Source organism: Aeromonas sp. S8(2024) (assembly GCF_041403085.1).
GTDB lineage: Bacteria > Pseudomonadota > Gammaproteobacteria > Enterobacterales > Aeromonadaceae > Aeromonas > Aeromonas dhakensis.
Map to the genome: position 1 here is coordinate 217,475 of NZ_JBGLRF010000001.1, position 13,500 is coordinate 230,974.

Genomic DNA, 13,500 nt, shown 5'->3' on the forward strand with positions numbered 1-13,500 from the left:
GGCACTCAGCCGCAGCACTTCTTGAACTTCTTGCCGCTGCCACAGGGACAGGGATCGTTGCGCCCCACCCGCAGCGGCGCCGGATCCTGCTCGCCATCGGTATAGACCCAGCGCCCCTGATGGCGCACGAAACGGGATCGCTCATGGAGGCAGTGGCGCTCTTCACCCTCTATGAACCAGGCCTTGAACTCCACCATGCCAAGGGTGTCAGCGGGGCCGCCCTGGCTGGCGAGGATCTCGAGCCCGTCCCATTGGGTGTCGGTCTGGGAGAGCTGCTCCGCGGTCAGTCCGTTCAGATAGTCAGGGTGCCAGCTGTGCACCAGGTACTCCCCCAATCCCAGCACAAAGGCGCTGTAGCGCGAGCGCATCAGCTGCTCCGGGGTCTGGGGGGCGGCCCCCTGGTGCAGTGATCCACAGCACAAATCGAGAGAAAGAGTTGAACCGCAAGGGCATTTGTTCATGTGACTGGCCATCTGAGTCGATAGAGATAGAGGGCGGGGATTGTAGCGAAAGCGGGTCCCCGTCGACCAGCATCCTATACTGGTCTGGTAGGAACGGAACACTCATAAAAACAGCTGCAAGGATGTAAAAGATGACGCTAAAGCAGAAAATCCTGTTGTTGGGAGCCGTCCCCGTGCTCCTGATGGCCCTGGTGGTCAATCTCAGCAACTACATGATTGCAAAGAGTGATCTGGAAGCCGATCTGGTGGTGGCGCGGGAGAATGCGATCAAGGATCGCAAGGAACTGCTCAGCAGCTATCTGATGCTGGCCAAGACGGCCATCGATGCCGTCTACAGTCAGCCGGACACTCCGGCGGTGCGCAAGCAGGTGATCGAGATGCTGCGTCCGCTGCGCTACAGCAGCGACGGCTACTTCTTCGTCTACGACTTTCAGGGCACGGCGATACTCTTGCCCCCCCGTCCCGAGATGGAGGGCAAGAACCGCTGGCAGGACAAGGATGCCAAGGGCAAGCTGCTGATCCAGGAGATCGTCAAGGCGGCGCGTCAGGGGGATGGCTTCTCCGAATACTGGACCGCCAAGCCCTCCATCGGTCGGGACGCCCCCAAGCTCTCCTTCAACCTGGTACTCGACAAGTACCAGTGGATCATCGGCACCGGTTTTTATATCGACGACATCGACAACGAGCTGGCGGCGCTGCGCACCGTACGCGAGAGCAACATGCGTGACTCGCTGCAGAGTAGCGTGCTGCTCATCCTGGTCATTCTGGGGGTGACCCTGGCCGCCACCGTGGTGATCGGCAACCGGATTACCCGGCCGCTGGCGGACGCGGTATCGGCCCTCAACGACATCGCCGACGGGGAGGGGGATCTGACCCAGCGCCTCAAGGTACAGAGCCACGACGAGATTGGTCAGCTGGCCACCGCCTTCAACCGTTTCGTGGCACGGATCCAGTCGGTGGTGAGCCAGGTGGGGGAGACCAGCAACCATCTGTTCAGCGCGGTGGAGAAGCTGCACCACCTGAGCGAGCACTATGACCATCAGATGCACGGCCACAGCCGGGAGACGGATCAGGTGGTTACCGCGGTGACCGAGATGAGCTCCACCGCCCAGGAAGTGGCGGCCAGCGCCTCCAACGCCGCCACCGCCACCAGCGATGCGGCGCGCGAATCCGATGCTGCCCGCGGTGTGGTGGGCACCGCCATCAACAGCATCAACCGGCTGGTGGGCGAGGTGCACACCGCCTCCGGCGTCATCGAGCAGCTGGCGCAGGAGACCGCCAAGATAGGATCCGTGGTGGAGGTCATTCGCGGCATTGCCGAGCAGACCAACCTGCTGGCGCTCAACGCCGCCATCGAGGCGGCCCGGGCCGGCGAGCAGGGGCGCGGCTTTGCGGTGGTGGCGGATGAAGTCCGTTCGCTGGCCGGTCGCACCCAGCAGAGCACCAAGGAGATCAACGAGATGCTGCAGCGCCTGCAGGGCGGGGTGAAACAGGCGGTTGACGTGATGCAGGCCAGCGAGGATCGCAGCCAGGAGACGGTGCAGGAGGCGAGCCACATCGCCACCTCCCTCGACAGCATGGTGATGGCGGTCAGCACCATCAACGACATGAACATCCAGATCGCCACCGCCGCCGAGGAGCAGCATGCTGTCTCCGAGGAGATCAACAAGAACCTGGTGGCCATTCAGCAGATCGTCAGCGAGCTGACCGATGCGGCGGTCGAATCCAACAGCACCACCCGCGATCTCGCCAGCACCGGGGACAAGCTGCGCAAGCTGGTCTCCCAGTTCCGCTACTGATGGGGTGACAAGAGGGGATATCCCTCACAAGATGCGGCCTGGCCCCCGGTTCAGGCCGCACTTTATTTGGGGATTGATCAATAATGTGTGAAAATTGTCGCCCTCTGTGTCAGCTGTTGCCCCTTACCCTATGAATGAGATCGTGAAAGGCAGTATCGATTTGATCCGTCAGCTCAACTATGGCCTGGTCTACGCCAGCCTGGAGGAGCACAAGGAGCTGTCCCGTACCGATCTCTCCCGCCTGACTGGTCTCTCGCCTGCCAGCATCACCAAGATCACCCGCGAGCTGCTGGACGGCGGTCTGGTGGTCACCTGCGGCGAGAGCTCGGTGGGGCGCGGTCGCCGCCAGACCCTGCTGCGCATCAACGAGCGCCGCTTCCAGTTTCTCTCCATGCGCCTGGGGCGCGGTTATGTGGACATGGCGCTGTTCAATCTGGCCGGTCGCTCCCTCGCCCGCCATCGCCATGTGTTCAGCGAAGGGGAGCGAGCCGACCTGCTGGCCAGCCTGGTGCGGGCCATCGAGGGCTTCTTGCCCAAAAAAGCGCTGCGTCTGGCCTGCATCGCCCTCTGTCTGCCGGGGCAGGTGGAGCGCCACTCCGGCATGGTCAAGCACTTCCCCTTCTACGATCTGCGCAACTGGCCGCTCGGCCCGACCCTGCAGGAGGCCTTCGCGGTGCCGGTGCTGGTGAGCGGCGACGTGCGCACCTGGATCCAGGCCGAGCGTGAGTGGGGTGCCGCCAAGAACTGCGCCGATGCGGTGCTGGTGTTCGTGCACAACGACATCGGGGTCGGCATGGTGGTTAATGGCCAGCTTATCGAGAGCGAGAACGCGCTGCTCGGCGATCTCAGCCACCTACAGCTCGAACCCTACGGTCAGCGCTGCTACTGCGGCGGCTTCGGCTGTGCCTGCACCCTGGTGACCAATCAGGCGCTGGAGGCGCAATACCGGGATCTGCGCGAGCGGATGCAGGAGCACGATCTGCCCGAGAGCGTCACCATTCGCGAGCTGTGCGAGCTGGCGCTGGCGGGCAACAGCCTCTGTCAGGACATTCTCCATCAGGCGGCGGGGCGGCTCTCCCGGGTGCTCTCCAACCTCATCTGTCTGCTCAATCCGGGCAAGTTGCTGCTGGGGGGGGAGATCACCCGCGCCGATCGGCTGCTGTTCCCCATGCTGCACCAGTCGCTGGCCAGCCAATTGCCGGCCGAGTACCTGGTGCGCCTGCAGATCGAGTCCACCCACTTCTATGAAGATCCCACCAAGCCCACCTCGGTGCAGGTGCACAAGGCCCTGCGCGACGGCAGCCTGCTGCTCGACTTGTTGCGAGGCGACAAGGAGGCATGAGGCTGGGGTTGCAAGGACGCATCCTGCTCATGCTCTGTCTGGTCAGTCTGCTGCAGCTGGTGCTGCTGAGCGGGGCCAGTTACTACTATGTGTCCGAGCAGCGCTACCGCGAGGTAGGGGATCAGGCCCTCGACGTGGCGCGGCTGGTGGCGCGAGAGTCCGGCGTCATCGCCGGGGTGAAACGGGCCGACACCGCCCGCCTCAATGTGTTGGTGGAGCGGATCCGCGCCGAGGTCGGCGCCAGCTACATCGTCGTCGGCGATAAGGACGCGCGCCGGCTGGTGCACCCCAATGCGGATCGCATCGGCCAGCCCATGATGGGGGATGACCCGCAACGGGCCTTGCAGGGGGAGTCCTACATCTCCCGCGCTCAAGGATCCCTCGGGGTTTCGGTGCGTGGCAAGAGCCCCATCCGCGATGAGCTCGGCCAGGTCATCGGGGTAGTCTCGGTGGGTTATCTGGTGCGGGATATCGAGGCGGATCTGCAGGGTTTTCTGCATTTCGGTCTCGCCATGACCTTGCTCATCGTGCTGCTCAACAGCCTGGCCGCCACCTGGCTGGCCCGCCGTTACAAACGGGCGCTGCTCGGCTTCGAGCCCGAGCAGATGGGGCGTCTCTACACCGAACTCGACTGCACCCTGCGCACCGTGCGCGAGGGGATCCTCACCATCGACGAGCAGGGGCGGCTCACCTCCCTCAACCCCAATGGCATCCGCTTGCTGCGTCTGGACGAGGCTACCGCCCGGGCCGCCATCGGCCAGCCGGTTACCCGGCTGCTGCCGGAGAGCCGCATGCTCTCCCTCATTCAGGATCCGCGCCCCCAGTTTGACGAGGAGATAGTGCTCAACGGCCAGTCCCTCATCGTCAACCGGTTGCCGCTGGTGCGGGACGGCAAGCTGATCGGCGCGGTGTCGAGCTTTCGGCGCAAGGACGAGCTGGAAGAGCTCAGTGCCCAGCTCTCTCAGGTGCAGGCCTACAGCGATCTGCTGCGGGTGCAGACCCACGAACACCACAACCAGCTCGGCACCATCGCCGGGCTCATCGAGCTGGGTGCCACCGGCGAGGCGCTCGCCTTCATCGGACGGGAGGCGGCCACCGAGCAGAGCCTGCTCAACTTCCTGATGATGGCCATCGCCAAGCCCAAGGTGGCCGGCCTGCTGCTCGGCAAGTACCACAGGGCCCACGAGCTGGGGCTGGTGCTGGAGGTGGACCCGGATTCTCGCCTGCACGACATCCCCCTTCGCGTCAGCGGCTCCCAGCTGGTGACTGTGCTGGGCAACCTTATCGACAATGCCTTCGAGGCGACCCGCCGTCACGGCGCCCCCTACCAGCCGGTGCGGGTGGCCCTGAGCGATCTCGGCCAGGATCTCATTCTGGAGGTAGAAGACGGGGCCGGCGGCATCGATCCTGCGCTGGTGGATCGGCTGTTCGAGCGGGGGGTGAGCAGCAAGGCGGAGCCCGGTCACGGCATCGGCCTCTCTCTGGTGCGCAAGACCCTGGATGCCCTGCAGGGGCAGATCACCATCGAAGCCACGGCGCAGGGAAGTTGCGTCGTCTGTTACATTCCCAAGGAGGTGTGAGTGATCAAGATCCTGATCGTCGAGGACGATCCGGCCATCGCCGAGATCCACCGCCGCTTCGTGCAGCGGCTGGCAGGTTTCGAAATATTGGGGGTGGCGCTCACCCTGTTTGATGCTAGGGAGCAAATCGCCATCCTCAAGCCCGATCTGGTGCTGCTGGATGTCTGGCTGCCCGATGGCGAGGGGTTTGCCCTGTTGCGCGAGCTGCGCCAGGCCGGGGCCTGTCTGGACGTCATCCTGCTCACCGCGGCGCGGGAGGCCGGCGCCCTGCAGGAGGCGATGCGGCTCGGGGTGGTGGATTTCATCTTGAAACCCGTGGTGTTCGAGCGGCTGCGCGACACCCTCGACAAATATTGCCAGAGCCGCGCCGCCCTGGCGGCCCTGGCGGACATCGATCAGCAGGCGGTGGACGCCCTGTTTGGCACGCCGTTGCAGCAGGTGGCGGCGGGTGGCCTGCCCAAGGGGATCGACGGCCTCACCCTGCAGCGGGTGCTGGCGGCCTTGACCCAGCAAGGAGCCAGCGCCGAGGAGATCGGTGGCCGGGTCGGGGTGAGCCGCACCACGGCGCGCCGCTATCTGGAGTTTCTGGTGGGCCAGCAACTGGCGAGTCCGGAGCTGGAGTACGGCACCGTTGGCCGGCCGGAGCGGCGTTATCGCCAGCCCTGACTGGCGTAACTCCCCATCCACTCTTGCCAATAAAAAGAGCGCCTGTCGGCGCTCTTTTGCTGTGTGGGATCCGCCAACTCAGCTTGGCTCGGATTGCAGTGTGGCGGCCGGTGCGCGGCGCGCCTGCCACCACTGCCACAGCGGTAACAGCAGCATGGTCAGGGTGATCACCGTGAAGGCCAGGGTGATGGGGCGCTCCCACAGGAAGCTCAGGCTGCCGTCGTTGATCACCAGGGCCCGGCGCAGGTTGTCCTCCAGCATGCCCCCCAGGATAAAGCCGAGCAGCATGGGGGCCATGGGGAAGGTGAGCAGGCGCAGGCCGATGGCGATGAGCGCCACTATGGTCATCACGTGGATGTCCATGGTGTTGAAGGAGACCAGATAGACCCCGGTCAGGGAGAACAGCAGCACCATGGGGATCAGCACGGGGCGAGGCACCGCCAGCACCCTGGCCAGATAGGGGATGAGGGGGAGGTTCAGGATCAACAGCACCACGTTGCCCAGATACATGGAGATGATCACCGACCAGAAGACGTCCGGATGCTCCATGAAGAGGCGCGGGCCGGGCTGGATGCCGTAGGCCACCAGGGCGCCCAGGATGAGGGCCGTGGTGCCCGAGCCCGGGATCCCCAGGGTCAGCAGGGGCACGAAGGAGCCGGTGGAGGCGGCGTTGTTGGCCGCTTCCGGGGCGGCCAGGCCGCGCAGGCTGCCCTTGCCGAACTGCTCCTGGCGCTGCTTGCCGGCGATGTTGCGCTCGGCGCCGTAGGCCATGAAGGCGGCGATGGTGGCGCCGGCCCCCGGCAGCACGCCGATGAGAAAGCCCAGCACCGAGGAGCGGGCGATGGGAGGGGCGATCTCCCTGACCTCCTCCTTGCTCAGCTTGAGGCTGCCGAGCTGCTGCATCTGCCTGGCTTCTTCCTCGCTGTTGTCCTTGCCGGGGCGCAATACCGCCATCAGGATCTCCGCCAGAGCAAAGGTGGCCATGGCCAGCAGCAGGAAGGAGAAGCCGTCGCGCAGGTCCGGCAGGCCGAAGGTGAACCTGTCCACCCCGACGCTGCGGTCGATGCCGATGGTGGAGATCATGATGCCAAACAGCGCCATGATCAGCGCCTTGAGCACCTGCCCCTTGCCGGCAAAGGCCGCCACGGCGGAGAGCCCCAGCACCATGAGGGCGAAGTAGTCCGCCGACTGGAAGGAGAGGGAGACCTTGGCCAGCAGGGGCGCCGCCACCATCAGCATGATGGCGGAGAGGGTGCCGCCGGTGAAGGAGGCGTAGGCGGCGATGGCCAGCGCCTTGCCCGCCTGTCCCTTGCAGGCCAGGGGGTAGCCGTCGAAGGCGGTGACCACGGTGGCGGAGCAGCCGGGGGCGTTGATCAGGATGGAGGAGGTGGAGCCCCCGAAGATGGCGCCGTAATAGACGCCGGCCATCAGGATGATGCCGGAGGAGGGATCCAGGCCATAGGTGATGGGGATCATCAGGGCGATGGCGGTGACCGGGCCCAGGCCCGGCAGCATGCCGATAAAGGTGCCGATGAAGCAGCCAAGCACCACCATCATCAGGTTGACCGGCAGCAGTGCGGTGCCGAGTCCTTGCAAGATTCCGTCTAGCATGGTGACTCCTTAGAAACCGAGCAGGGTGAACAGGCGACCCGGCTCCAGATAGACGTTGAGCCCCTTGGTGAGCAGGGCCCAGAAACCGATGGAGAAGGGGACGCTGATCATCAGGCCGTAGCGCAGGCTGGGCTCACCCAGTACCCGAATGCCCACGCTCAGGAAGGCGATGGTCGAGAGCACGAAGCCAAACCAGGTGAGCCCCAGTCCGTAAATGACCATGAGCCCGAGCAGGATGAAGACCCGGCGCCAATCCCCCTCTTCCCGGCGCAGGGGCTCGCCCCCGGGAAAGAGCACCAGCAGCAGGGAGAGCAGCGCCCCGATCCCGGCCAGGGCATAGGGCAGGGTACTGGCGGTGAAGGGTTCGTATTCGTCGCCGGGGTAGCCCGGTATCTCGGTAGCGTAGTAGCCATAGGCGAGGGAGAGCAGCAGAAACAGCAGGCCCCCCAGTCGCTCCTTGGTGATGTTCATCTCTTGACTCCAACATGAGCGGCGGGCCTGCGCCCGCCTGCGATGTGACAACGAGGGTTACTTGATGAAGCCGAGCTCGCGCATCAGGCCGCCGATCTGCTGTTCCTGGCCGTCGAGGAAGGCGGTGAACTCGGGACCGGACTTGTAGAGGTTGGTCCAGCTGTTGCGGCTGCGGACCACTTCCCACTCCGGCTTGTCGTACATCTGCTTGAGCAGGGCGGCAAACTCGGCGGATTTCTCCGGGCTGATGGTGGGGGAGGCGAAGTAACCGCGCCAGTTGGCGAAGACGGTGGGGTTGTTCTGCTCGCTGAAGGTGGGGATCTGCTCCGCCCCCGGCAGGCGCTTGTCGGAAGTGACCCCGAGGATCCGCATCTGGCCCGACTTGACCGCTTCCATCGCCTCGCCAAAGCCGGTGGAGATGGCCTGGGTCTCCCCGGCCAGCACGGCGGCCATGGCGCTGCCGCCAGCATCGTAGGCGACGTAGCGCAGCTTGCTGGCGTCGGCACCGGCGTTCTTGAAGGTCAGGGCGGCGACCAGGTGATCCAGACTGCCACGGGCCGAGCCACCGGCGATCTTCACCTTGGCCGGGTTCTCCTCGTAGGCGGCCAGCAGCTGGGCCCAGTTCTGATAAGGGGAGTCCGCCTTGACCGCCAGCGCCTGGTAGTCGGCGATGATGGCGGCTACCGGGGTCAGATCACGGAAGGACTGGGGCAGTTCCTTGGAGAGGGATTTGACGATGATGGGGGTGGAGTTGACCATCAGAGTCTTGTCGGACTGGGCCGAGGTCTCGATGAGGTGGGCGATGGCCTTGGCGCCGCCACCGGCGGACATGTTCTGGTAGGAGACGGTCTTGACCAGACCGGACTTGGCCAGCACTTCACCGGTGCCACGGGCCGTGGTATCCCAGCCGCCGCCGGCTCCGCCCGGGATCAGGAAGTGGACTTCGTTGATCTGGGCGTGGGCGCCGAAGCTCAGTGCGAGCAGGCTACCGATCAGGGTGCGCTTGAAGGTTCCTTGCAACATGGTGCTCTCCTTGTGATTGTTGCGGGAAGGTTAATTAATCATGTCTGGCTGGAAAACAATCTGACCGTAATGGCTATTAAGGCTGTTGTGGCCATTTTGTTCATTCTGGTCACGACAGGGAGAACGGCCCGCTCATGGCAGGCAGGAAGGGGGGCAGGCTGCACTGCGCCGCCGGCTGAAAAGGTGCGAGGCTCCCCCGTCAGAAGGGGAGCCTCGCGAAAGAGGGAGCTGACTTATCCCTGTGATGCGGGGGCGGCGGAGACCTGGTCGCCGCTGGCACCCTGCTGCTTGATGGCCTCGCTCGCCTGCTGCTTGCGCTGCAACTGCTCCACCACCAGCTTGTAGGCGATGTAGTACTTGTAGATGTTGCCCACGTAGGTCACGGTCTCGGGCCCTATCTTCTCCGCCGCCACGTACTCGACGTTGTGAAACCAGACGTTGGGATCCAGTCCTCGTTTCTTGGCCTCGGTGCGCAGCCGTGCCACCCGGGCGGGGCCGGCATTGTAGGAGGCGAACGAGAAGAGCGCCTTGTCGAGGGCGGTCATGGGCTCGTCCGCATAGTAGTGGTCGATCATCCAGCGCATGTATTTGACGCCGCCGTGGATGTTGGGCTCAAGCTGGCGGATGTCGCCCACCTTCAGGCCCTTGCCGGTGGCGGGCATGATCTGCATGATGCCGATGGCGCCGACGTGGCTGCGCGCCTGATGGTTGAGGGCCGACTCCTGATAACCCTGGGCAGCCATCAGCAGCCAGTCCACCTCGTATTTCTCGCCATACGCGCGAAACAGATCCACCACCTGCAGAAACTTCTTGCGCTCGGCCTCGGCGGCGGCGCTTTTGACGAACTTGTTCTGCTTGAAATAGCGGGCGAGGAGCTCGTCCCCGGTGGCCTTGCCGCGCAGCGCCTTGATCTGTTCGTTGAGCATGGCCAGCAGTTGCGAGCTCTCCTTGCGCACCGCCCAGGCGATGACGCCCCCTTGCCGGAACACCGGCTGTTCATGGATCCGGATGGCGGGAAAGATTTTCCGCCAGAAGCGCGCCTTGTGCTCGTCCATGACGATGAAAGGGAGCAGGCCAGCGTTGACCATCTCCACCAGATCTTCGTCCTCCAGTGCCTCGGGGGCCGGTTGAATGTCGATGAGCGGCTCTCCCGCCGCCTTGCGTGCCTGGTTGTAGGCCATGAGGCTCTCGAAGTAGCTGGAGGAGGGGCGCACGTAGATGCGCTGGCCGGCCAGGTCGGCGGCACTTTCCACCTTGGGGGAGAGGGGGCCGGAGATGAGCAGCTCCCGCACGTTGTCGAGCAGGGGAGCGGTGAATGCCACGCCCTGCTCCTTGCGCTTGTCCGTGATGGTGAGGTTGGCGGCGGCGATGTCACCCTTGCCCGCGATGAGGGCATCCAGCAGGGCCTCACGCGCCACCGGGATGAAGATCAGGTGCAGCTTGAGATGGCGCTTGAGGTTCTTTTGCTTGCGCAACTGCTCGTTGAGCCGCTTCTCCAGCAACATGAAGGCGTCATAGGTGACGCCCCGCTGTATCCCCTTGTCGATGAAGTAACCTGTCTTGTTGTAGGTGGTGAGCACCCTGATGGAGCGCCGTGCCAGCATGGCATCGAGATCGCCAAGCTGGGGCTGGGCCAGCTGGTCGCTGTTGAACGTCAGTGCGGCCGGCTCGGCGTCGGTCTGCGCTGGCGTTGCGGCCTGCAGCGGGCCGCACAGCAGTCCGCACAGGAGGAGGATCCATAACCGCGTCATGATACTGCCCTCGTCTGTTTCATTGAGTGTAAGCGGCATGGGGCGGGCGCTTTAGCTCATTGGGTTTGCTCGGTGGGGGGTGGATAGCACCATAGGCCCTATCCGATGAAGGGGCCGGCGAGCGGGGGAAGTGGTGAACAGAGCAGAGAATAAAAAGGGGAGCCTCGGTGGCTCCCCTTTGACGACACTTGGTCGGCGTTAGAACCAGAAGCCGATGATGAAGGAGCCTGCCAGGGTCAGCATGACGTTGGCCACCGCATAGGTGCCGGCATAGCCGAGCGCCGGGATGGAGCTGTTGGCCGCCTCGTTCACCACGTCCATTGCCGGGGCGCAGGTACGTGCCCCGGTGATGGCGCCGAGGAGCAGGGCCGGGTTCATCTTCAGCACCCAGACGCCGAACAGGTAGCCCACCAGCACCGGCAAGGTGGTCACCAGCATGCCGGAGAAGAGCACCACCATCCCCACTTCGCTCAGGTGATCGAGGATGCCGCCACCGGCTTTGAGGCCGGTGCTCACCATGAAGACGGCAAGGCCGAGATCCTTGGCCAGTCGCAGGGCGCCCGGCGGCACATAACCCACTGTGGGGTGGTTGGCGCGCAGGTAGCCCATCAGGATCCCCGCCAGCAGCAGGCCGACGGCGTTGCCGAGGCCAAACTCCAGCTGGCCGAACACTAGGGAGACGGAGCCAATCAGCAGGCCCAGCACGAAGAAGGTGGTGAAGGCCACCAGATCCGTGGTCTGGCTGTGAATGCTGATGAAGCCGATCTTGTTGGCCAGCAGCTTGACCCGCTGCTTCTCGCCGCTGATCTGCAGCACGTCGCCCTTTTGCAGCATGATGTTGCGATCGAACGGCATCTCGATCTGGGAGCGCACCACCCGGTTGAGGAAGCAGCCCTTCTCGGTGAGGTTGAGCTCCACCAGGTGGCGACCCACCACAGCGTCGTTTTTCACCACTATCTCTTCGGTGACGATCTGCAGGTCAAGCAGGTTGCGGTCGAACACCTCCTTGCCGTTGCGGTAGTTGACGTCGAGCTTCTCGTGACTCTCGGGGTAGCCCACCAGGGCGATCTCGTCCCCTTCCTGGATGACGGCGTCACCATCCGGACTCGCCAGGATGCCGTTGCGGCGGATCCGCTCCACGTAGCAGCCGGTGTGAGGATAGATGCCGGTCTCGCGCAGGGTGCGACCGCCGATCCAGGCCGCTAGCTCGGGGCCGACCCGGTAGGCGCGGATGATGGGCAGGTAGGTCTTGCGGCTCTCGTTGTCGGAGAGACCGCGCTCGCGGGCGATCTTCTGCGCCTCGGTGTTGAGGTCGAGCCGCGCCAGCGAGGGGAGGTAGCGCACCACCATCATCAGGCCCACCAGCCCTACCAGATAGGTCAGGGCATAGCCGATGCCCATGTTGTCGAGCACCGACTGCATGTCGGTCTGATGGGGGAGGTTGAGCAGGCCGCTGCGCAGGGCATCCTGGGCCCCCACCAGCGCCGGGGTCGAGGTGAGCGAACCGGCCAGGATGCCGGCGGCCATGCCCGGCCCCAGGTTGAAGAACTTGGCCAGTCCCACGGTAAGGAAGAGGGCGGTCAGCAGGATCACCAGGGTCAGGGTGATGTAGTGGATGCCGTCGCGCAGGAAGACGCTGAAGAAGTGCGGCCCCGCTTCGATCCCCACGCAGAAGATGAACAGCATGAAGCCGACGTTCTCCGTGGTGGTGCTGAATTCGAAGCCCATCTGGCCAAACAGCAGGGCGGTGAACAACACGCCTATGGTGTTGCCTATCTGGAAGTTGCCGACCCTGACTTTGCCGAGCAGCAGGCCGAAGGCCAGTACCACGAACAGCAGCAGGGAGTCGCTTTGATGTAGCAGTGTCACGAAATCTATGGTCATGCCCGGAAAAACCGAGGAAAAAAGTGGGGCCGACATTGTGCCGGATCCCTCACCAATAAAGAAGCGTCAAAGGCGCATTAATCGGTACTAACCCGCCATCGCCCTCGGGGTCATGAGGGTAACTGGGGGGCACCTGCGGCAATGACCTCTATTTCCCTCTGCCAGCCCCGCTGTCAATTAGTGATTCCTGCTATCTGTGATCCTCGTCTTTGGGGGCCGCTTGAAATTTTACGCTCTGCTGTTTGGTCGGCTGATTTGGCTCTCTGGCAGCATTTTTGACTGATGGGGATGGGATGAGTCTGGCGGTTGGTCGCGACCCGCCCGTGCAGGGTGACCCATCTGTGGCGGGATGGCGAAAAGATATCTGTAAAAAGCATCTGATGGGGGCATTGGCGACCCATTCGGGGGGCGCGGCAAAAACAGCAGAAAATGAGGTTGGCGAGTCAAACGTGCCGGCCTTGCCGGCAATGGCCTGCCAGCCTAGGCCGTCATTGGCTTTGGCCTACTTACCCACAGAAACTGTGGATAACCCTGTTCATGAAACTTGGTGATCAGGCTGTAGCCCGCGCCAATACTGGGCTGCAATGGCTGTTCAAAAAATACCGGATAAAGATTGTTTCTATAAAAATCAAATAGTTACGCGCAGCAGAACAAAACGCTGTCGAGGCGGATGGGGGAGAAAAAGGGAGAGGTCACCGCAGGGTGCGGCTTGTGCATTAAAATTGGTAGAGGAAAGCACTAAAGTGGATAACTTGCACCGAGATGGTGAGGAGTTGGCTCCCCCGACTGGACTTGAACCAGTGACATACGGATTAACAGTCCGCCGTTCTACCGACTGAACTACGGGGGAACATCAGGCAAGGAGGAGCATCATACAGAGGTCGCATTTCGAGGTCAATAGCTGCTTCTGCT

Annotated in this window: 10 protein-coding genes and 1 tRNA gene; 4 read left to right on the plus strand and 7 right to left on the minus strand. The window is 63.6% G+C overall.

The window, feature by feature from the left end; genetic code table 11:
- Positions 1-5 precede the first annotated feature (5 nt).
- On the minus strand, positions 6-473 hold the full coding sequence (locus ACB031_RS00910) for a YchJ family protein (protein WP_319871500.1): 468 nt from the start codon (positions 471-473) through the stop codon (positions 6-8).
- 119 nt (positions 474-592) lie between these two features.
- On the opposite strand from ACB031_RS00910, the gene ACB031_RS00915 reads away from it, so the two are divergent.
- From ACB031_RS00915 to ACB031_RS00930, 4 genes are all read left to right on the plus strand, one after another.
- The gene (locus ACB031_RS00915) at positions 593-2,260 is read left to right on the plus strand and encodes a methyl-accepting chemotaxis protein (protein ID WP_139397882.1); all 1,668 of its coding nucleotides are present in this window, start codon (positions 593-595) and stop codon (positions 2,258-2,260) included.
- 130 nt (positions 2,261-2,390) lie between these two features.
- Positions 2,391-3,602 (plus strand): ROK family transcriptional regulator, encoded by a 1,212-nt coding sequence (locus tag ACB031_RS00920; RefSeq protein WP_162518676.1) that lies wholly within the window; start codon positions 2,391-2,393, stop codon positions 3,600-3,602.
- A complete protein-coding gene (locus ACB031_RS00925; RefSeq protein ID WP_139397884.1) occupies positions 3,599-5,182 on the plus strand; it encodes a sensor histidine kinase in 1,584 nt (527 codons plus the stop codon). Before ACB031_RS00920 ends, ACB031_RS00925 begins: the two co-directional genes overlap by 4 nt.
- Positions 5,183-5,848, plus strand: coding sequence for a response regulator (locus ACB031_RS00930; RefSeq protein ID WP_117404424.1), 666 nt, complete (start codon positions 5,183-5,185; stop codon positions 5,846-5,848). It begins immediately after the preceding gene.
- A gap of 78 nt (positions 5,849-5,926) precedes the next feature.
- On the opposite strand, the gene ACB031_RS00935 is transcribed toward ACB031_RS00930, so the two are convergent.
- The 6 genes from ACB031_RS00935 to ACB031_RS00960 all read right to left on the minus strand — a co-directional run bounded on the left by ACB031_RS00935 (position 5,927) and on the right by ACB031_RS00960 (position 13,438).
- Complete coding sequence (locus ACB031_RS00935) at positions 5,927-7,459, minus strand: tripartite tricarboxylate transporter permease (RefSeq protein ID WP_117404426.1); 1,533 nt, start codon at positions 7,457-7,459, stop codon at positions 5,927-5,929.
- Positions 7,460-7,468: 9 nt separating this feature from the next.
- Entirely contained in the window at positions 7,469-7,930 is a 462-nt protein-coding gene (locus ACB031_RS00940; protein ID WP_005300329.1) for a tripartite tricarboxylate transporter TctB family protein, read from the minus strand.
- 57 nt (positions 7,931-7,987) lie between these two features.
- Positions 7,988-8,953 carry a tripartite tricarboxylate transporter substrate binding protein gene (locus ACB031_RS00945; protein WP_005300332.1) on the minus strand — a complete coding sequence of 322 codons (966 nt, stop codon included), beginning with the start codon at positions 8,951-8,953 and terminating at the stop codon, positions 7,988-7,990.
- A gap of 233 nt (positions 8,954-9,186) precedes the next feature.
- The gene (locus tag ACB031_RS00950) at positions 9,187-10,704 is read right to left on the minus strand and encodes a lytic transglycosylase F (RefSeq protein WP_139397885.1); all 1,518 of its coding nucleotides are present in this window, start codon (positions 10,702-10,704) and stop codon (positions 9,187-9,189) included.
- A gap of 198 nt (positions 10,705-10,902) precedes the next feature.
- Complete coding sequence (locus tag ACB031_RS00955; RefSeq protein ID WP_010634129.1) at positions 10,903-12,588, minus strand: aspartate:alanine antiporter; 1,686 nt, start codon at positions 12,586-12,588, stop codon at positions 10,903-10,905.
- Between the two features lie 774 nt (positions 12,589-13,362).
- Positions 13,363-13,438, minus strand: a tRNA-Asn gene (locus ACB031_RS00960).
- Positions 13,439-13,500 lie beyond the last annotated feature (62 nt).

Bases quoted from the DNA above. Each gene is read 5' to 3' on its own strand.
- ACB031_RS00910 (WP_319871500.1), bottom strand. From the start codon at position 473: ATGGCCAGTCACATGAACAAATGCCCTTGCGGTTCAACTCTTTCTCTC.
- ACB031_RS00915 (WP_139397882.1), top strand. From the start codon at position 593: ATGACGCTAAAGCAGAAAATCCTGTTGTTGGGAGCCGTCCCCGTGCTC.
- ACB031_RS00920 (WP_162518676.1), top strand. From the start codon at position 2,391: ATGAATGAGATCGTGAAAGGCAGTATCGATTTGATCCGTCAGCTCAAC.
- ACB031_RS00925 (WP_139397884.1), top strand. From the start codon at position 3,599: ATGAGGCTGGGGTTGCAAGGACGCATCCTGCTCATGCTCTGTCTGGTC.
- ACB031_RS00935 (WP_117404426.1), bottom strand. From the start codon at position 7,459: ATGCTAGACGGAATCTTGCAAGGACTCGGCACCGCACTGCTGCCGGTC.
- ACB031_RS00940 (WP_005300329.1), bottom strand. From the start codon at position 7,930: ATGAACATCACCAAGGAGCGACTGGGGGGCCTGCTGTTTCTGCTGCTC.
- ACB031_RS00945 (WP_005300332.1), bottom strand. From the start codon at position 8,953: ATGTTGCAAGGAACCTTCAAGCGCACCCTGATCGGTAGCCTGCTCGCA.
- ACB031_RS00950 (WP_139397885.1), bottom strand. From the start codon at position 10,704: ATGACGCGGTTATGGATCCTCCTCCTGTGCGGACTGCTGTGCGGCCCG.
- ACB031_RS00955 (WP_010634129.1), bottom strand. From the start codon at position 12,588: ATGACCATAGATTTCGTGACACTGCTACATCAAAGCGACTCCCTGCTG.